General features: G+C 37.9%; 15 protein-coding genes and 1 pseudogene. 13 read left to right on the forward strand and 3 right to left on the reverse strand.

Annotated elements, in window-relative coordinates:
* From K357_RS08905 to K357_RS0105560, 3 genes and pseudogenes are all read right to left on the reverse strand, one after another.
* The coding region (locus tag K357_RS08905; RefSeq protein WP_038113695.1) for an IS30 family transposase at nucleotides 1-638 on the reverse strand (638 nt) is incomplete at its 3' end.
* A gap of 270 nt (nucleotides 639-908) precedes the next feature.
* Nucleotides 909-1,468, reverse strand: a pseudogene (locus K357_RS10075) (DDE-type integrase/transposase/recombinase); the annotation flags it as partial.
* Nucleotides 1,469-1,963: 495 nt separating this feature from the next.
* A complete protein-coding gene (locus tag K357_RS0105560; protein WP_028257824.1) occupies nucleotides 1,964-2,833 on the reverse strand; it encodes a LysR family transcriptional regulator in 870 nt (289 codons plus the stop codon).
* A gap of 341 nt (nucleotides 2,834-3,174) precedes the next feature.
* On the opposite strand from K357_RS0105560, the gene K357_RS0105565 reads away from it, so the two are divergent.
* From K357_RS0105565 to K357_RS0105625, 13 genes are all read left to right on the forward strand, one after another.
* Entirely contained in the window at nucleotides 3,175-4,341 is a 1,167-nt protein-coding gene (locus K357_RS0105565) for a M20 family metallopeptidase (RefSeq protein WP_028257825.1), read from the forward strand.
* Between the two features lie 16 nt (nucleotides 4,342-4,357).
* Nucleotides 4,358-5,728 (forward strand): C4-dicarboxylate transporter DcuC, encoded by a 1,371-nt coding sequence (dcuC, locus tag K357_RS0105570; RefSeq protein ID WP_028257826.1) that lies wholly within the window; start codon nucleotides 4,358-4,360, stop codon nucleotides 5,726-5,728.
* Nucleotides 5,729-6,371: 643 nt separating this feature from the next.
* Complete coding sequence (locus tag K357_RS0105575) at nucleotides 6,372-7,613, forward strand: L-cysteine desulfidase family protein (RefSeq protein ID WP_028257827.1); 1,242 nt, start codon at nucleotides 6,372-6,374, stop codon at nucleotides 7,611-7,613.
* Between the two features lie 64 nt (nucleotides 7,614-7,677).
* Complete coding sequence (locus tag K357_RS0105580; RefSeq protein ID WP_028257828.1) at nucleotides 7,678-8,175, forward strand: MogA/MoaB family molybdenum cofactor biosynthesis protein; 498 nt, start codon at nucleotides 7,678-7,680, stop codon at nucleotides 8,173-8,175.
* 498 nt (nucleotides 8,176-8,673) lie between these two features.
* Entirely contained in the window at nucleotides 8,674-9,303 is a 630-nt protein-coding gene (locus K357_RS0105585; RefSeq protein ID WP_028257829.1) for a DUF47 domain-containing protein, read from the forward strand.
* Nucleotides 9,296-10,291: an inorganic phosphate transporter gene (locus tag K357_RS0105590; RefSeq protein ID WP_028257830.1), complete on the forward strand. Its 996-nt coding sequence runs from the start codon at nucleotides 9,296-9,298 to the stop codon at nucleotides 10,289-10,291. The genes K357_RS0105585 and K357_RS0105590 overlap by 8 nt, the downstream gene beginning before the upstream one ends.
* Nucleotides 10,292-10,625: 334 nt before the next feature.
* A complete protein-coding gene (locus tag K357_RS08915; RefSeq protein WP_051212138.1) occupies nucleotides 10,626-11,102 on the forward strand; it encodes an RrF2 family transcriptional regulator in 477 nt (158 codons plus the stop codon).
* A 46-nt stretch (nucleotides 11,103-11,148) separates the two neighbouring features.
* Nucleotides 11,149-12,537, forward strand: a complete 1,389-nt coding sequence (locus K357_RS0105600) for a cytochrome ubiquinol oxidase subunit I (protein WP_028257831.1) — start codon at nucleotides 11,149-11,151, stop codon at nucleotides 12,535-12,537.
* Nucleotides 12,528-13,547 (forward strand): cytochrome d ubiquinol oxidase subunit II, encoded by a 1,020-nt coding sequence (cydB, locus tag K357_RS0105605; protein ID WP_028257832.1) that lies wholly within the window; start codon nucleotides 12,528-12,530, stop codon nucleotides 13,545-13,547. Before K357_RS0105600 ends, cydB begins: the two co-directional genes overlap by 10 nt.
* Before the next feature lie 92 nt (nucleotides 13,548-13,639).
* A complete protein-coding gene (cydD, locus tag K357_RS0105610; protein ID WP_028257833.1) occupies nucleotides 13,640-17,584 on the forward strand; it encodes a thiol reductant ABC exporter subunit CydD in 3,945 nt (1,314 codons plus the stop codon).
* Between the two features lie 21 nt (nucleotides 17,585-17,605).
* The gene (locus K357_RS0105615; RefSeq protein ID WP_038113691.1) at nucleotides 17,606-18,406 is read left to right on the forward strand and encodes a Cof-type HAD-IIB family hydrolase; all 801 of its coding nucleotides are present in this window, start codon (nucleotides 17,606-17,608) and stop codon (nucleotides 18,404-18,406) included.
* 2 nt (nucleotides 18,407-18,408) lie between these two features.
* Nucleotides 18,409-19,323 (forward strand): RNase adapter RapZ, encoded by a 915-nt coding sequence (gene rapZ / locus K357_RS0105620; RefSeq protein ID WP_028257835.1) that lies wholly within the window; start codon nucleotides 18,409-18,411, stop codon nucleotides 19,321-19,323.
* A 103-nt stretch (nucleotides 19,324-19,426) separates the two neighbouring features.
* On the forward strand, nucleotides 19,427-20,776 hold the full coding sequence (locus K357_RS0105625) for a gluconeogenesis factor YvcK family protein (RefSeq protein ID WP_028257836.1): 1,350 nt from the start codon (nucleotides 19,427-19,429) through the stop codon (nucleotides 20,774-20,776).
* Nucleotides 20,777-20,799 lie beyond the last annotated feature (23 nt).

Consider the following 20,799-nt stretch of genomic DNA (forward strand, 5'->3'; position numbering starts at 1 on the left):
TCAAGTAAAGAGATTAAAACATGGTCTGTCTTATCTTTTGTTCCACGGACGGTATCTAATTCCCAATGTCCGAATTCCTCGCGCGTTTCAATATTAGAATCGCGAAGTTCTATGGATTTACCAAGTTCTCTCTTATGTTTTCTAGAAATAGATTTTCGTTGGGAACGCCGTACTACCAATGGTAAATCAATTGCTTTTATACCTAATACACCTTTGTGAAGATAGTTATATAAAGTTTTAGTACAAACCATTTCATTACGCATAAATAAACCCTTATGTTTAGCATATCCAACAGCAGCATCAAATGACCAACGATCAGCTAGAGTCTTGCTTTCAATCCAATTTATAAAAGATTCTATAGCACCAATTCTCATGGTATTAAAGGAGCCAACACGTTGTCTTTCATATGTTGCTTGTCCAGAATCAGCTAAATATACAAGTTGAGATTTACCATGTCGAATTTGAATTACAGTACCACGCTTTAATTCTGTATAAATAGTTGTTCTAGAACGGCCCAATGCACGTGAAATTGCAGCAATACTATCTCCTAGAGCGATTCTCTTTTCTAAATAAAATCGTTCTTCGAAGTTTAAGTGTTTATTTGTGCGTAATGTCGTGTTATGATTATTGTAATCCATAGTGATTACCTCGGTTATATTTTGATTAGGTACCTAAATCATAACACAAGGTTCACTATGGATTTTTTATGTGTTCAATTTCATTTTATAATTAAGCAATAAGAATAAATTGATGCATAATAAACAATTAATAGCAATCTCTAATTTAACATATATTTAATGTTACTTATTAAATTTTACAAAATTTTAGTAAAATTATAGTTAGGCAATTTCAAATATAGTATAGAATAAATATTAAATTATCTCTCAATTTCCTTCCTTCTGTAGTAGTCAAACATTTGTGACACAGACTCCTAATGATGTACGTAAAAAGTACTCTCTTAATATTCATTAGGTGATGTAAACCCCAATACTTTTTGTACTATGTTATTATATCTACTTGCATACCGTTGATGCGCTTTTAAAAAAGCATCAAGACTGGTAAACTTTCTTCTGTAAAATCGTTCTCCATCAACCTTATGACTTCGTTTTACTTTTCCATTTTGCCATGGTGAAAATGGGCGTGTCAGTTTATGTTTTATACCTAATTCTCGTAATACTCTATCGAATAAACATTATCGTTCCTTAATTCCATAATTAGTAAACTCTCGTTCATTATCTGTCTGTATTTTAAAGCCCATTCGAGCTTCTAAGTCTAGTAAAAATTTGCTTGTGTTAGTTACACTCTTCTCATCTACAATAGACAATACACGTTTTCTGGAATATTCATCGATAGCCGTAATTTGGTAATAGTGAACACCATTTGTGGGAAATAATAAACATTCATTCGGTACATATTTTATATCAATCTGTACTTTTTCTCCTGGATATGTCATTATATCAGGTTTCCAAAGCGTGCTGAGAAAAAACAAGGTGTCATTAGCAAGCTAAAGATATTCTTTGAGAAATATTTCGGAATTGGTGGTTCTGGATCTTTCACAGAAGAATCGAAATCAGTTACCTATGATACAGCATCGGAAACGACCTTGCTGGTAGCAGAAGACAGAGCCCCTGTGAAAAGCGAGAATCATTGAATTCATGATAACGAAAATGACCACGCTAGAGGAATCCATACTCTAGTGTGGTCATTTTCGTTTGCGTTCTGTTTGAAGGCTTCTTTTAGCAAGTAATCGTTGGTTTCTGTAATCCTTAATTGGACTCACAAAAGGGATATCTCTTTTGGTTAGTAAAAATCTTATTGTTATATACATTATAGATGTGCATATAAAAAGTGATAGATACAGTGCATCGTTGTGACGATGCTAAGCGTATGGTGATAGACGTAGAGTAAGATATTGTTTAGTAGTAAGCGTAATGGATAGGTTATTGGAAAGTAGATAGCTTTCTTATTTGTAATACTTTTTTATATAATGGATGAACATTTGTGCTTCTTTATGGATTTCTATGTAAGGTTGATAGGCGAGAATCGTTTTGCGAGTAATCGGTTGTTCATTGCGAATTGCAATTGGTGTAGCATGTAGCGTGCTACAGTGAATTAAGTAGATTTCAGGAATAATCGTCCATCCTAAATTGTATTTCACCATTTCAATAGCTGCTTCGATAGAGTTTAGCAACATTGTTTTCGGTGTATGGTGTGTAAAATAACTATTCCACCATTGGCGAAGTTGTAAATCCGTTTTCGTAATATAGGATGATTGATAGCAAATCCAGGTACTTTTTAATAAATTTTCTAATTGAATTGGTGAATTGGAAATTAAATAGTACGGTTCTTCTTTTAACAGAATTTGAGGTCCTTCCCAAGTTAGATTGCCTCGGACAATGGCTATATCAATTTCTTTTGTATACAGCAATTTAGGTAGTTCTAGTGTACTAGAACCTGTATATAAGAGTGGTTTAAATTCTTTGTGCATGTGGGTGTACTGTTGAAATAGGCGCGGAAATTTTAGTTTTGATATAACCGTTGATAGACCTATTTTTAACGGTGTTGATGAAGAGGTGCTAGTCAGTACAAATTCTTTTTTTAGGTGCATCCAATCTTGTAATGTTTTTTGCGCAAAGTGGGCTAGTAAGAGCCCATTTTCAGAAAACACAACACCCTTAGGCTGTCGCGTCATAATTGAAATACCTAAGTCTTTTTCTAATTTTTGAAGGTGATAGGTTAAGGTAGGCTGAGAAATAAATAAGTTGTTAGCCGCTTTGGTAATATTTTTTGTTTCATAGATTTCTTTAATAATTGTTAAATCTTTAAAATCCATACTAACTCCTACGTTACAGTATCTAAAAAGACAAAATACTACATACTCTTGAGACAATTGTGTTACTACATATATACTCTGTGTACTAATGAGGAGAATTAGCATTGGTGCGAGAGATTACTCAGGATAGAATGTAGTTTTTATTATTATAATCGATAAATCCTTCTAACTCTAGCTTTATTTTTTTAAAATTTTTCATGGTTACATTACTATTGGATATAGAAAAAATAAATAGTATCGCATTAAGTATTTCTATTTTATTTTATCTAGTTAGAGCATTAATATGATAAGTAATAGGAATAGTTAGAGAGTAGTAATATAGGAGACTAGGGAGGAATATCATGGATAATGACAAGCTATTAAATGAAATTGAAAGTCTTCGGGGTGAAATGAAAGCGTTCGCTGATTACTTGTTTGATCATCCAGAACTAGGCAATGAGGAGTTTGAGGCACATAAACGAATTACAGCACGGTTAGAGAAAGAAGGATTTTCGGTAGAACGAGAAGTTAGTGGATTGAAAACCGCCTTTAAAGCGGTAGCACATATTCAAGGTGGTGGGCCTAAGATTGGTCTTTTGTGTGAATATGATGCATTGGAAGGATTAGGCCACGCATGTGGTCATCATATGCAGTCGCCGTCTATTATGGCTACGGCTATTGCATTAAAACGAACATTAGACGTACCAGCTACGTTGATTGTGTTAGGTACACCTGCAGAAGAAACGGCAAGTGGCAAATTAGTCATGGCGAAAGATGGTGTATTTGATGATTTAGATGTGGCGTTTATGATGCATGGCAGTGATTCTACCACGGTTGATGGTAAGTCACTGGCACTGAATTTAATTAATTTTAAATTTCACGGCAAAGCATCACATGCGGCGATTGCTCCAGAAAAAGGTATTAGCGCCTTAGATGCGGTATTGTTATTCTTTAATGGTATGGAATATTTACGAGAACATGTGCCAACAGATGTAAGAATGCATGGCATTATTACAGATGGCGGTAAGGCGGCTAATATTGTACCAGATTATGCCTGTACGCAATGGTATATTCGCTCCTCCAGTCGTATTCGACTCAATGAAGTACTAGAAAAAGTGTATAAAGTTGCAGAAGGGGCAGCGTTACAAGTGGGGGCCACCTTAACGATTGATGAGGTAAAAGCCTATGATAACAAGGTGAATGTGCAACGCCTCAATGATATGTTGCTAAAGCATGCAGCAGAGATTGGTATTCCTGATATTTCTGAACCGCGTAAAGTCACAGGATCTACTGATTTTTCAAGTGTCACTTTCCGTGTGCCAGGTGCGTGTTTACGGGTAAAATATGTTAATCGTGGAGTAAGTAGTCACTCTAAAGAGTGGTTGGATAGGGGAAAAACACAATTTGCAGAAGATGTAATTATGAATGGTGCCAAGGGGATTGCATTAACTGTAGTGGAACTGTTAGAACATCCAGAAATATTAGAACAAATTAAAGTTGATTTTAAAGAAAGTAAAGAAAACTTTTAATAGGGGGTCCTAAACAATGAATATATTGATAGCACTTATTGTGATTATAATTGTAGGTTATTTGGTGATTAAAAAATTTAAACCGCAATCGGTACTATTAGCAGGTGGTCTTGTTATGATGCTAATTTCCTTTTGCTTGGGGTATACGACACAATTTGTAGATGCAAAGCAACAAACTGGCAATATTATATTTGACGCTTTTCAGTACATCGTCGTATTAGCAGGTAAAGATGTGGCAGGTCTTGGCCTTATGATTATGACCTGTACGGGTTTTGCGAAATATATGGATCATATCGGTGCTAGTGCTCGTTTGGTTACGGTGGCGGTGAAACCGTTGAAAAAAATGAAAGCCCCCTATTTAGTGTTGGCGATTACGTTCATTATCAATATGTTCATGTCTTTGGTCATTCCTAGTGCCTCTGGTTTGGCAATGCTAATGATGGTAACGATTTTCCCCATTTTAGTTCGTTTAGGCGTGAGTCCTGTAGGTGCGGCAGCAGCTGTTGCCACTGGTCATTTACTTGATATTGGACCCGCTTCAGCTACTACCTTGTTAGTGGCTAAAACGGCAAATATTCCAGTCCATGCATATTTTGTTGATTATCAGTTGAAAGTATATGTTATTTGTGGACTTATGGCTGCGATTAGTCATTATGTTTGGCAACAATATTGTGATAAGCGCTCAGGTCATGTAGTGACTACAGCGGTAGAGCAAGAAGAAAATGTAGAACATACAGAATTAGTTGTAGGACCTATGATCTATATGTTTTTGCCATTATTGCCACTCATTTTTATTTTAGGATTTAGTCCATATGCCATAGGCAGCATTAAAATGAATGTTAACTTAGCCATGTTTTTAAGCTTGTTTATTGCCATGACGTGTGAGTTAATTCGGTTAGGTAGTTTACGAAAAGTAGCAGATAGTATTACCGTATTTTTTAAAGGCATGGGCAATCAATTATCGAATACAGTAACTTTGATCGTTGCAGGGGAAACATTTGCCTTTGGCTTAACATCCTTAGGCGTCGTTAATTCTTTTGTAGAAGGCATTAAAGGGATGGCGTTGCCTTTCGACTTTATTCTCGTTGGCATTGCAGGATTGATTGTCGTATTGAGTGTTGTTATGGGATCTGGTGTTGCTTCCATGTTTGCGTTTTCACCATTAGTGCCGGGATTTGCCAAAGAATTAGGGGCGGAAGCGACTCCTATGTTACTGGCTATGCAAAATTCTGCGAGTGTAGGTCGTTTGTTATCTCCGATTAGTGCAGTTATTATTGCCGTATCAGGCATGGCAAACATTTCTAGTGTAGACTTAGTGAAACGGGCTTCTGTGCCAGCTATTGTCACATTCATTACATCTGTTATCTGTATTATCCTGTTCTATTAATGGAGTAGATGATATGGAGGTGGTGAAAATGAATAGGCCTGCTATGGGCAGTATATTTTCTTTACAACGCCTATTGGTAATGCATCTATCTATTGAGGTAGTGTAACTATGACGATTCTGTGGTGTAGGCATATTTTCTTTCTAATAGGTAGTGGCGTGGGAAATTTTAAAGGTTTTGCTATATGAGTGGGAATATATATGGTATGGAAAACATATCCACCTAAACGCACTCTGCCTCTAGTTAGTGTATCCTATACACAATAAATTTGATGGAAACAGGAAAAGATTCTTATGGAATCATTTTGAAAGTACTATATATTGTTAAATTTTGGAGATAGCACTTAGTCGTACAGATGATGTTGACTAAGTGCTATTATTACATATGGTATCTATGTGAAGCCGATTAGCATGGATTCTTAGATTGGTAGATTTCTAGTGGCTATATATACTCAATTATCCGCTAGGACCTAGAGCTTTGCTATAGAAAATGTATCTACGATCACATGATATCCTATTAAAAATGTATATTATACTCAAAAGAATGGTATTTATTAATGCAATATAGTAGATAATGATATATACTATACATAGTTATCATTTAATAAATCAGTATGTATTGAGAAAGAGAAAAATGAGGGATACTATGAAAGAATTTATTACATTATTACAACATGAAATTGTACCGGCTTTTGGCTGTACAGAACCGATTGCCTTAGCCTTTGCGGTGGCAAAATCGGTAGAAGTATTAGGTGCATTCCCCGATAGAATCCATGCTTTGTGCAGTGGCAATATCATCAAGAATGCTAAGAGTGTTACCATACCTAATGCAGAAGGCAGACGAGGTATTTACTATAGCTTAGTGCTAGGTGCGATTGTCGGTAATGCGGACCGTAAACTAGAAGTACTGGAATCATTATCGCCAAGTGATTTAGTGAAAGCAGATCAACTAGTGGACTCTGAATTTTGTACCGTTGAATTAGCAGAAAATGTAGAAAATTTATATATCGAAGTGTTTGCGTATCATGGTGATGATGTGGTGCGGGTGATTGTAGAACACGCCCATACAAATCTTGTACGGATTGAAAAAAATGGCACCGTACTACTAGATAATCCTGTAGTTGATACAGCCACCGTACCAGTAGAACTGGATTTTAATAAGTGCTATGATTTTGCCGATCATGGAGACATCTCCGAAGTTTATGATGTAATTAAGCAACAATTAGAGTATAACATGGCGATTGCCGAAGAAGGACTAGCCAATGACTATGGTGCTAATATCGGAAAATTGATTATTCGTGAAAGTGATTCTATAGAGGAACGGGCACGTGCCTATGCGGCAGCAGGGTCGGATGCACGTATGAGTGGATGTAGTTTGCCAGTTATGATTAATTGTGGCAGTGGGAATCAAGGTATTACATTATCAGTGCCAATTCTAATTTATGCGAAGGAGTACCATATTTTAGAAGAACGGACAGTACGCGCCCTCGTATTAGCCAATATGTTAGCATTATATATTAAATCTGGCATAGGCCGCTTGAGTGCCTATTGTGGCGTGGTTAGTTCGTCCTCCGCTACGGTGGCGGCCATTGCCTTTTTGTTAGGTGAAAGTCGAGAGGTAGTAGCACAAACTTTGTCGAATGCATTAGCAGGCACATCGGGGGTAATTTGTGATGGGGCAAAAGCCTCCTGTGCTATGAAAATCGCACTGGCTTTGAATAATGCATTTTTAGGGCATCGACAAGCTAAGACGGGCAATAGCTTTCATACAGGGGATGGCATTGTAAAAGGCGACATTGATACGACGGTAGATACGATTGCCAAAATCGCTCGTGAAGGAATGCGTAGTACGGATGTGGTCATTTTAGAATCTATGTTAGAAAAATAGATATATTATCTTGCTTTATGTAAACGAAGATTTGTAGTATAGAGAAAGGGATAGGACCATTATTATGTCACACATGGAAATGGATAGAAGACCATTAGAGGTTGCCATATTAACAGTCTCTGATACACGGACTTGGGAAACTGATAAAGGGGGACAAACAGTGGCTCAGTTTGTGAAAGAGGCACATCATCATGTGGCAGCACAGGAGATTGTGCCGGACGACTATGACCAAATTCAGTCGCAAATTCGTGAATGGTTAAGAGCGATACAACCGGATTGCATCATTACGACTGGTGGAACAGGCATTGCCAAGCGGGATGTAACAATTGAAGCGGTTACCGATTTGTTAGATAAGGAAATTCCTGGATTTGGCGAAATTTTTAGATATATAAGTTATGTAGACGATATTGGTACACGGGCTATGGCATCGAGAGCTGTAGCAGGTGTCAGTGAGAAAACGGTCATTTTTTCACTTCCTGGTTCTGTGGGAGCCGTTTCACTAGGTATGGAGCGACTTATTATTCCTGAAATGGCGCACGCTGTGTATGAAGTTAATAAATAGTATGACAAAACTGTTATCGTATACAATAGTAGAAAACGATAGAGATATGATATGAGCAGGCGCCAATTGGCACTATATTGTAAAATTTTATAGACCACTTATACCTACATGAGGAGCATAGCTTTGTAAGCTATGCTCCTCATGCTAGTTGTTATAGGTATGACTGTGGTCATCAATAGGATGTATTATATATAGGTATACGTTGGTGCATATATATTGTGTGATGTAACAGGAGTTGTAACATGTAGTATCTATTACTCAGGGTCATAATCTAGTAAAGGATGATAAAAAAGTCTCAGCACACCACCGTATAGATATGTATTATTCAGTAATGATTAGTTATGATGAAATTGCATAGTGAAAATTAATAATATCTATTACTCTCATGATTACATTTTATAAAAACATAGGATGTAGAGAATTATTATATGGTATAATTTAGGTGTACTAGGGTATACTTTTATATGCTAGATGCGTATATTTTTCACAGGAGGATCTATGGCTTTTAAACTAAAAGGAAAAGAGGAAAAGTTTTTTAGCATTTTAAACGAGCATGCTGAATTATGTCATGAAGCATCCTTATTGATGGTAAAAGCATTGAAAGGAGAAATATCGAAAGAAACTGCATTAGGTGATATTGATCGAAAAGAGAAAGAAGCTGATGAGTTAGTTAATGAAACGGTAGAGCGGTTACGTAAAACATTTATTACTCCTATGGATCGTGAAGATATTCAAGAATTGATTGATGAACTAGATACAACTATTGATAGCATTAAAGACATTATGGATAAAATGTGTATGTATCAGGCGGGTGATCCGGTAGAAGGATCTATTCGATTAGCAGAAATTGCAGCGAAATGCATGAAACATATTACAAAATCTATTTCTTATATGGGGAGTTTAAAGAAAAACTATATTAAAGTAGAAGGTCGCGCATTAGAAGTATTACGATTAGAATCGGAAGCAGATGATGTATATCATGAAGCGATGGCCAAATTATTTACAGAATGTAAGGATCCTATTGAAATTATTAAGTGGAAGGAAATTCTTAACTCCATGGAAGACACAATTGATGGATGCGAGCGTTTGGTAGGAACATTCCGCCGGGTAGTATTGAAATATGCTTGATCACTATTTAATATGGCTCGTAGTACTGTTGGCAGTCGGATTTGACTATATTAATGGATTCCATGATACGGCTAATGCTATTGCCACATCCGTATCAACAAGGGCTATATCCCCTAGAAATGCTATTATTATGGCAGCCTGTTTAAACTTTATTGGCGCATTAGTTAGTACGGGCGTTGCTAAGACTATTGGTGGCAATTTAGTATTATCGCCAGATTTAATTAATAGTGGTGTGATTGCGGCTGCTTTATTTGGCGCTATCGTATGGAATTTATTAACGTGGTGGATTGGTATTCCTAGTTCATCTTCCCATGCATTAATTGGTGGTGTTATCGGTGCTGTTGGTGTATCCGTAGGCTTTGATGCATTAAATGTGGAAGGGATTGGCAAAATATTTATATCCCTGATTGCATCTCCTATAGTAGCTATGATTGGTGGCTATATTATTATGCACATCTTGGCGGCTATATTTGGCAGATTTTCTCCCATTCTTTTAAATGATGGGTTTAAACGTATGCAATTAGTATCGGCTGCGTTAATGGCATTTTCCCATGGATCAAATGATGCTCAAAAGGCGATGGGGATTATTACATTAACTTTGGTGAGCGGAGGCTATATTGATACACTGGATGTGCCTGTTTGGGTTAAACTTATGTGTGCCACAGCAATGGCACTAGGAACAGCAGCAGGTGGTTGGAAAATTATTTCCACGATGGGTACAAAAATATTTAAATTGGAAACGATTAATGGTTTCGCTGCGGATTTAAATTCTGCATTAACCATTTTTACGGCTACATTTTTACACTTGCCTGTTAGTACTACTCATGTGGTAAGTGGTTCCATTATGGGCGTTGGCTCAGCTAAACGCGTAAAAGCGGTTAACTGGGGTGTTGCACGATCGATGGTAATGGCATGGTTCGTGACCATTCCTTTGAGTGCGATCGTATCAGCCATTGTATATGGAGTGGTTTCTTTTGTCTTAGGATAATACAATTATATAGAGTGTTATATAGTATGCTGGAGGACTAGAATGATAGTTTGTCTCCAGCATTTTTGTATACGTAGGGGATAGTCTTGCCCTATGTGGTATGGTAATGGATAGCATTATAACGCATTATCATAGACCTATAGGTCTATGATAATGCGTATATATGACTATATTTCATATCTGACGTAGGGGGAAGACTATAAAAAAAGCTTGAAAAAATAATCAATATATAATACACTCAAGATAAGAGTTCAGGATGTGTAATTTTTTTTATACATAATGTACACTTTCAGAGTATAGTTTAATCAGAGTGAAAATAGAATGGGGGTGGACTATGAAATTTAATCAAGCAACTGATTATGCATTTCGTATGATTGTGCATATGTCTATGCTGCCAGTGGGTACTAAGAAAACTGGCGGAGAGCTAGCTCGTGCTGAATGTATCCCAGAACGGTTTTTATTAAAAATTATGCGCAGCTTGATACATGCTAAGATTATGAAATCCTATCGCGGTGTTGAAGGTGGTTTTGCTTTACAAAGAGAACCAAAAGATATTACATTGCTCGATGTAGTTGTGGCCGTTGAAGGTGATGCATATTTACAGAAATGCTTATATGATGTAGACAGTTGCTCTCGAGGCTGTCAAGGTCATTGTGCACTCCATGAATGTATCGGTGCGATTCAAACAAAACTTATAGAGATGTTAGAATCGGAAAATTTTGCAACGTTAGCAATGCGAGAAAAGAAGATTCGAAGCGAGTTGCATATATGTGGTGATTCTACACAGTATGCAGCAGAACAAGTGGTATAGAGTACATTAATTTAAATTAGGTAATCATTATGAGGAGGACGGTAAAATTATGGATGCAGTGGATTTAGCCAGATTACAGTTTGCATTGACATCAATCTACCACTGGTTGTTTGTACCATTTACATTAGGTATGACGATCTTAGTGGCAGTTATGGAATGGACCTATGTAAACACTAAACAAGAAGTGTACAAAAAAATGGCGAAATTTTGGGGAAAATTATTCCTTATTAATTTTGCAATGGGGGTTGTAACAGGGATCGTTCAAGAGTTCCATTTTGGTATGAACTGGTCTGAATATTCTCGCTTTATGGGTGATATTTTTGGTGCTCCATTAGCGTTGGAAGCATTAACGGCATTTTTCTTGGAATCAACATTCATGGGTGTATGGATCTTTGGCTGGGACAGACTTTCTTCTAAAGCGCATGCAGTTGTAGCAACCTTAACAGCGATTGGTACTAATCTATCGGCTTTTTGGATTTTAGTAGCTAGCTCGTTTATGCAACATCCAGTAGGGTATGTAGTTCGCAATGGCCGTGCAGAAATGGATAATTTCTTAGCGATTCTTTCAAATGGATATGTACCAGGCCAGTATTTCCATATTGTACTTAATGGTTTAATGACTGCTGCTGTTGTTATTGCAGCTATCAGTGCATGGCATTTAATTAGAAAAGCCCATATTGATTTTTATAAAAAATCTGTTAAATGGGGCTTGGTAGTGACATTAGTAGCTGGGTTAGCAGCTGCAGGTGTAGGCCATCATCAAGGTCAATACATTGCAGAAGTACAACCTATGAAAATGGCAGCTATTGAAGCACTTTGGGATACACAAGATCCAGCACCATTTTCTATTATTGCTAGCATTGATGAACAAGGTCAAAAAAATGATTTTGCGATTCAAATTCCAGGGGGCTTATCTTTCTTAACACAAAACAGCTTTACATCTGGTAAGGTAATGGGTATTAAAGATTTACAAGCACAAGCAGAAGCACAATACGGACCAGGTAATTATATTCCTGATGTAACAGCTATTTTCTGGACATTCCGTGTTATGTGTCTAGCCTTTGGCATTATGATTATTGTAGCGTTAATTGGTGTATGTAAAGTTAACAAAGAAAATTTTGTACAAGGAACAACATATTTGAAATGGTTATTCTGGATGTTGCCACTTACATATATTGCCAATGCTACTGGCTGGTTTACCGCAGAAGCTGGCCGTCAACCATGGCTTGTATATGGTCTACAAACTACAACAGCAGGTGCGTCTACTAATGTAACAGCTCCTGAAATCGTTACAACTATTGTAGGTTTTACTGCTATTTACGTAATTGTAGCAATTGCTGCCGTATATTTAGCATGTGAACATATTAAAAAAGGACCTGATGGTAATTCATCACACGATGTAGCTGAAAAAGAGGAGGCAAGATTATGGAACTAATTATGAGTAATTTAAACGTAATCTGGTTTATCCTAATTTGCGTATTATTTGCAGGATTTTTCTTATTAGAAGGCTTTGATTATGGTGTAGGTATGTGGTTGCCAATTATCGGCAAAACTGATGTACAACGCCGTCAAATGATTAACTCGATTGGCCCAGTTTGGGATGGTAATGAAGTTTGGATGATTACTGCTGGTGGTGCTATGTTCGCATCATTCCCTCATGTATATGCTACTTTGTTTAGTGGCTTCTATTTAGCATTATTCTTAATGCTTGCCGCTTTAATATTCCGTGGTGTAGCGTTTGAGTTCCGTAGTAAAAGTCCTAATCGCACATGGAGAAAATCTTTCGACTATGCCATCTTTTTCGGATCCTTGATTCCTGCTTTATTGTGGGGCGTTACCGTAGGTAATTTGATTCAAGGAACTCCTATTGATGGAACGATGACATATGTTGGATCCTTCTTCGACTTATTGAGCCCTTATACCATTCTTTGTGGTATTGCTTTCATCTTAGTATTTTTATATCATGGTGGTTTGTACACTTGTATTAAAACAGCTGGTGAAATTTCTGAACGTGCTAGAGCATCTTCCTTAGTAGTAGGTGTTATTACCGCAGTAGGTGCCTTAGTGTTAGGCGGTGCTACTTATGTATGTACAGATATGTTCGATAACATCTTGGCAATCATTGCCTATGTATTGGCTATCGTATGTTTCTTAGTATCTTGGTTTGCTACACGCACACGAAATCCTAAATTTGGATTTTTGTTTAGTAGCTTGACAATCATCATGGTAACAGCTGCTTACTTTGCGGGCTTGTTCCCACGTATTATGGTATCCAGTTTAAATCCTGATTGGAGCTTAACAATTACGAATGCATCTTCATCTACATATACATTAGCATTAATGACAGTAGTGGCATGCGTTTTTGTACCAATTGTATTAGCTTACCAAATTTGGGTATACTACACATTCCGTAAACGTATTACAGAAGACGATTTACATTATTAATCCATACATATAATTGAGCTGATATTAGCCAGTTATAATAGGTAAAGAAGCGTGCTCGTTGGGGTGCGCTTCTTTTGTATAGAGGAGGGCATGTGGTTAATAAAACAGCTTTCAAAGAAATTAAACATTGTCAAAAACAAAGCGCTATGCTTGTTCTTACAAGTATCGTTAGTTCCCTAGCTATTGTTGGTCAAGCGTGGTTTTTTGCTAAATTAATTAGTGATTTGTTCTTAGAGAATCGTCCATGGACCGAAGAAATTAATACGCTTATAACATTGGGGATAGTGATTATTATTCGTCTGTTCGCCACGTATTGGCAAGATTATTGTTCTCATCAATTAGCTACTTTGATAAAACAATCGATTCGCCACAAAGTGTTGCGCCATATATTCAGCTCGGAATTAGGACAACCATTGGTGGCAGGTGATACCATTCATCTATTAACCGATGGACTGAATCAGATTGAGGCGTATGTGGGCACGTATATACCACAAATGCTATATACTGTTTTGATTCCTCTTATTATGGGCATTGCCATCATTGATGCGGCTCCTTGGGTAGGTATTATTTTATTGGTAACAGTGCCATTAATTCCCTGTTTTATGATTCTTATTGGAAAACAAGCAGAAAAAATGAATCAAGAACAATGGGAACGGATGAGTTTTTTATCAAGTCATTTTCTAGATATTTTGCAAGGATTGACAACGCTGAAAGTATTTGGCCGTTCTAAGGAACAGTTACAAGTGATTGCTCGTTTGTCCGGCGAGTTTAGAGATTCCACGTTGCGTGTGTTACGAGTAGCCTTTTTATCGGCTATGGTACTAGAATTAGTGGCAACCATTAGTACGGCTTTGATCGCGGTGTATATGGGGACTTCATTACTGTATGGGCATATAGAGTATGAAGCGGCATTTTTCGTACTTTTATTAGCCCCTGAATTTTATACACCATTTAGGCAATTAGGATCGGCATTTCATACAGGTATGGCGGGTGCTACTTCCCTCTATAAAGTCGAGGCCTTATTACAATCGCCTTTACCCATAGAGCGACATGGCACATGCACTATTGATGATGCGTTTACATCGATTCATTTTGATACTGTTAATTATAGGTATACTGATTCTCAGATGCCTACATTACAGAATATTAGCTTTTCATTAGAAAAAAATAAGCCACTTATGTTGGTAGGTGAAAGCGGTTCTGGGAAAACGACCATTGCTAATTTGGTGGCAGGATTTTTACAACCTACAGAAGGGCATATTGTGGTGCGGTGTGTAAGAACAGCAGATAGCATTGGTCATGATAGCACGCATAATGCATGGAAAGATGAAAAGCATATCCACGTAGCAAATGCTACATCCGTCGATCAAGGAATATCTACGATGCCGGCAATAGTTGAGTATGATATGGCTGATCTATCTATCGATTGGTGGCGTGAACAAATTATATATGTATCACAATATCCCCATATATTTGAAGGATCTTTGCGTGATAATGTTACCTTTGGTATGGTGGCTACAGATGAAGAGGTATATAAAGCATTACGGTTAGCCGAAGCCTATGATTTTGTGATGGATCGTGGTGGTCTTGATGCGACGATAGGCGAGCATGGCATGGGGTTAAGTGGTGGCGAACGGCAACGGATTGCATTGGCGCGTGCTTTTTTGCGTACCGGTTCTGTTTTAATTTTAGATGAATTGACCGCCCATTTAGATGTAGAAACAGAAAGCTCCTTATATCGTGCCTTACAGCGATTGATGGAAAATAAATTCGTCATTCTCATAGGACATCGCTTAAAGACGATGACGTGGGCTAGTGAATTATTGGTCATGAAAGAGGGACGTATTGTTGAGCGTGGTACCTATCGATCTTTGTTAGAAAACGGTGGCTATTTTGCCACATTGGTGGAAACTGGCAATGGCAAAGCGTTCATAGAATCTCAAACGAGAGCCTTAGGATGTGGCGAGCAATTTCCATTCCCCGATTCTAACACTACTATGTTAGAGGCAGGGAGAACGACGGGGCAAGTCGCTGGCGATGATACATCGCTAATGAGTGATAAATACGGGAATACGCCAGCTAGGACGGTGAAATTAGAAACAGATTCGGTAGGTAGTAGATGGAGTAAAAAACGTGGAGATCTTCGTAAAAACGCTATGCATGACACTACGATAGAGGAAGAAAAGCACACACCATCTCACACTACTAGCTGGTCATGTTGGCAGTTATTATTTTCTGTATTATCGCCCTCAAAGGGAGCCTTAGTAGTAAGCTTAATCTTCACAGTTATCACTGTATTCATGAACGTGGCCCTATTGAGTACTTCTGCCTGGCTATTAGCATCAGCCGCATTACATCCAGAGTTAGCCTATTTGGGACTATCCATTGTAGGCGTACGATTTTTCGGCATTAGTCGCGCCGTTTCTCGATATATTGAGCGGTATGTTTCCCATCGCATGGCCTTTCAAGGACTGTATGGGTTGCGGTTGTGGTTTTATGAAAAATTAGAACCAGTAGCACCAGCGGTATTTCGTTACATCGGGTCAGGTGATTTATTAGGGCGTATTATGGCAGACATTGAAACGCTGCAGTTCTTCTATTTGCGTGTACTTATTCCGCCTATTGGCGCTATTGTGATGACCGCCATTGTGATGCTATTTGTGGCTTCCTATTCGCCATACTTAGTCTTGCTCGTAATCATTGTATTTTGTATCACCACTGTTATTATCCCTTATTATGTATTATGTCATAATCGCGTAGCCCTTCGTGATATATCTTCACAGCAAGGCATATTGAAAGCAGATATAGCAGAAGTGTTATCCGGGTTATGTGATATCATTGTATACGGTCAAGTGGGCGATACAAAAAGGCGATTAGAACGACGATTTATAGAAACGGATGAGTATCATAATACCATCACCTATGGTACGAACCAAGGAATGATAGCATTCTTACTTACATTGCAAGTGACTATGATTGTGGGGGCTATCATAGCTAGTGTACCGCTTCATACGGCGCAAGAAAGCATTTATGTGTCTGTCATTGCCATTGGCTTACAAGCGTGGTTTGAAGCATTACAACCGATGATTATCGCCATTAATCATGGCTATGAAAGTAAGATTGCAGTGAATCGACTTCGTGCATTAGAAGCGTATACAAGTGATCATAGCCCTATGATACAGCAAGAAATTAAGGCTGTATCACCAGAAGAAGTAGAGCATACTTTGCCTATTACAGATCCAAAATGTATGACAGAAGATGGAATCAGTCATAGAGTTTCTGCTATAATGAGACGAGGACCTACTAGACCAGAGCCTTCTATTGTGTGCCAAGGACTTTCCTTTAGTTATGAAGATACACCAATTTATGACAACCTATCTCTTTCTATTGAAAAAGGGGAAACCGTTGCTATTGTAGGGGCCAGTGGCTCTGGCAAAACAACGTTGTTTAATCTGTTACAACGATTCTATCCGTATAGGGGCAGTATTCGTGTAGAAGGAAAAGAATTATCTTCTTATGATATAGAAACCAGTCGTTCTCTATGGGGTGCTGTTACGCAAGATACGTATATTTTTGAAGCAACTCTTGAAGAGAACATTCGACTTGCTAAACCAACGGCGAGTCATGATGAATTGATGGCGTGTATTGTAGCTGCTGGGTTAGAGTCAGTTATTGATAAGTTGCCGGCAGGACTTACCACAATGGTAGGTTCACATGGTGTGGCATTAAGTGGCGGCGAACGGCAACGCGTTGCCTTAGCGCGATTATTTTTAAGAGATAGTGATATTATTTTATTAGATGAACCATTTGAAGGATTAGATCAAGTAACACGCTATCAGTTACAACGAGAAATGTTTCGATTTGTAGAAAATAAGACAGCGTTATATATTACACATCAGTTAGAAGGCCTTGATCGGGTGGATCGCATCATTTTTATGGATCATGGGCGTATCATTGAGTCGGGCACATATGATGAGTTGATGGCATTAGGCGGTTCATTTTATAAGTATAGTGAATTATCTATGGCGCGCATTTAATAAGACATAAAGGATAGTATCATGATTAAACTAGTGGCAATAGACTTAGATGAAACTTTATTACGATCTAATAATACCGTATCAGAATATACAAAATCGGTCATTCAACGTGCCAGTCATAGGGGCTTTCATATCGTGATTGCCACAGGTCGCATGTATCAAACGGCAAAGCCTGTAGGAGAATCGTTAGGGTTAGGCGATATTCCTATGATTTTATACTCTGGTGGTGTTATACAGCATATTTTATCAGGAAAGATTGTATGGGAGCATACGGTACCGCTTAGTGCGATGGAGAAGGTGTATGCAATTACGCGTCAACATAATTGGTATATACAAGCCTATATTGAGGATCATTTAGTGTGTCATCATCCTACATGGCAATCGGACAAGTATGTAAAACAGACGGGTGCCAAGCCAGAGTTTTTAGGTGACCATCTCTACGATGTAGAAAAAGAAGCGAATAAATTGATTATGATTGATACACCGGATAGAATTGAAACGATACAAACTTATATGAAAGACAAGTTAGGTACCATGGTGTCTATTGTTCGGAGTCAAGCTGATTTTTTAGAAATCATTGGACCTGATGTATCAAAAGGAAATGCCTTACTACACTATGGTAAGTCTTTAGGCGTTACGCCAGAAGAAATGGTTATGTTTGGAAACTCGGAAAATGATATTTCTATGTTGACCTTACCAGGGTATGCGGTAGCAGTAGGTAATGCGGAAGATTCCGTAAAGGCGGTAGCTGATGATATTTGCTTGTCGAATGAGGAAGACGGTGTAGCACATTGGATTGAAACACATATATTGGAGGGATAGGGATGGAAGCATTTCGATTAGTCATTGTAACAGGCATGTCAGGCGCAGGAAAAACACAAGTAATGCAAGCCTTAGAGGATATGGGGTATTTTTGTGTAGATAATATTCCCCCCGTATTAATCCCAAAATTTAGCGAATTGTGTCGCCAAGGGGGCGAACGAATTGCACAAGTCGCTTTAGTCGTAGATATTCGAGGCGGCGAGTTTTTTGACTCTTTATCAGAGGCACTGGATGCTTTAAAAGAAATGAAAGTACCGTATGAAATTGTGTATATGGAAGCTACGGATGCGACCTTGATTCGCAGATATAAAGAATCTCGTCGAAGTCACCCCCTAGCACCTAATGGACGTATTACAACAGGCCTTCATAAAGAACGAGAACTATTGAATAGCATTCGGCATCGGGCGGACTATATTATTGACACAACGGATATGAAAACATCAAAACTCAAAGAGTTTTTACGGAAAAAATTTATTCAAGTAGAAAACCATGAAGGCATGTCGATTACAGTAGTTAGTTTTGGCTTTAAATATGGCATCCCTTTGGATGCCGATATGGTATGGGATGTGCGATTCTTACCAAATCCATATTATATAACTGAATATCGCCATAAAACGGGGCGCGTTAAAGAAGTGAATGACTACATTCATTCCTTTCCCATTACCAACGAATTTAAAAAACATTATTTTGGAACCTTAGACTTTTTAATTCCCAATTATGAAAAAGAGGGAAAAACACAATTTGTCATTGCTGTAGGTTGTACTGGTGGTATGCATCGATCGGTGGCCATGGCAGAAGCTATGTATAGTCATCTACAAGAAGAGGGGTATCGCGTATCAGTAGAGCATCGTGATATGATGAAAAATACAGTGGAAGAAGATTTTAACCCTCATGAAATTGAAAGTTTAAGCAAGTAGTAGGCAAATGGAATATAGATGATGTATGACTATGTATACTATGAGAACACTCATGGTACACATAGTATGGTGTGCATGCTACATAAAGGATTGGATGATATAGATGATACGGAGAAAATGGGCTCGCTGGCTTGTACCGGGCCTTAAAATTAAGAGATGGTTATTTTTATTTTCTCTAGGTGTATTCCTATTGATGGTAGGCGTTACACTTATGTTGAACTATCAATGGCTATCGTATATGGAAGATATAGTTTTACAGACCTTATATGAAACAACAGGTGCCTATAACTATACAATTTTAGCATCCTGTGGCTTTATTTTGTTAGGCATCGGTATTGTATTAATGATTGAAGGTCTACGAAAAGTAGTAAAAACAATTATTCGTGCCATTATACCTGATGAATCTGATGAAGTGAGTGATTATATCTTTCAAAATATTAGATTAACAGAGGGACCTAACATAGTTGTTATTGGTGGCGGTACTGGTTTATCCATGCTTCTTAGAGGCTTAAAGACACATACGTCAAATTTATCAGCTATCGTTACAGTTGCCGATGATGGTGGATCTTCTGGACGGTTACGGGAAGATTTTAAAATGATTGCTCCTGGAGATTTGCGAAACTGCTTGGTAGCGTTGGCGGAAAAAGAGGGCCTTATGGAACAGCTTTTTCAATATCGCTTTGATGGAAAGGGCGATTTATCTGGTCATAGTTTTGGGAATCTTTTTTTGACGGCCTTAACACAAGTGTTGGACTCAGATATAGAAAAAGCCTTGGAAGCATCGAGTAAAATTTTAAAGGTCCGTGGCCGTGTGATTCCATCTTCTACGGAAGAAATTAAATTGTTAGCTCGCTATACAGATGGCACTATGGTTACGGGGGAAAGTAATATTCCACACGAGGGTAAAGTCATTGAGCGTATATTTACGCAACCGGCACATCCACAACCAGAAGGGGCGGCACTGCAAGCTATTGATGAAGCGGATGCCATTATTTTAGGACCTGGTAGTTTATATACAAGTATTTTGCCTAATTTGTTAGTCGACAAAATTGTAGATCATATTAAAGCAAGCAAAGCGGAAAAAATCTATATTTGTAATGTGATGACACAACCAGGAGAAACTGATGGATATACGGTAGCCGATCATATTGAGGCGATAGGTCGTCATTGTGGGCCTAATATGATTGATACTGTTTTAGTTCATGATACTACATTGGATGAAAAGGTATTATCACAATATCGTCATAGGGGGGCCAATCCTGTTGTCATTGATATGGACCGGTTGCAACAGATGGATATACGTATTGTTCGAGCTAATTTAGTAGATGGCTTTGATCGCGCTACGCATAACTCGGAACGATTGGCTAAAGTTATTATGGATGTTATCTACGCCTTACAAACAGATATTGAACCACATATTTTAGAATATTATTTACAACGTGATGATCATTAGTAAGAATATAACGTGATAAGTCT

This window comes from Veillonella montpellierensis DSM 17217 (genome assembly GCF_000426745.1).
Classification (GTDB): domain Bacteria; phylum Bacillota; class Negativicutes; order Veillonellales; family Veillonellaceae; genus Veillonella; species Veillonella montpellierensis.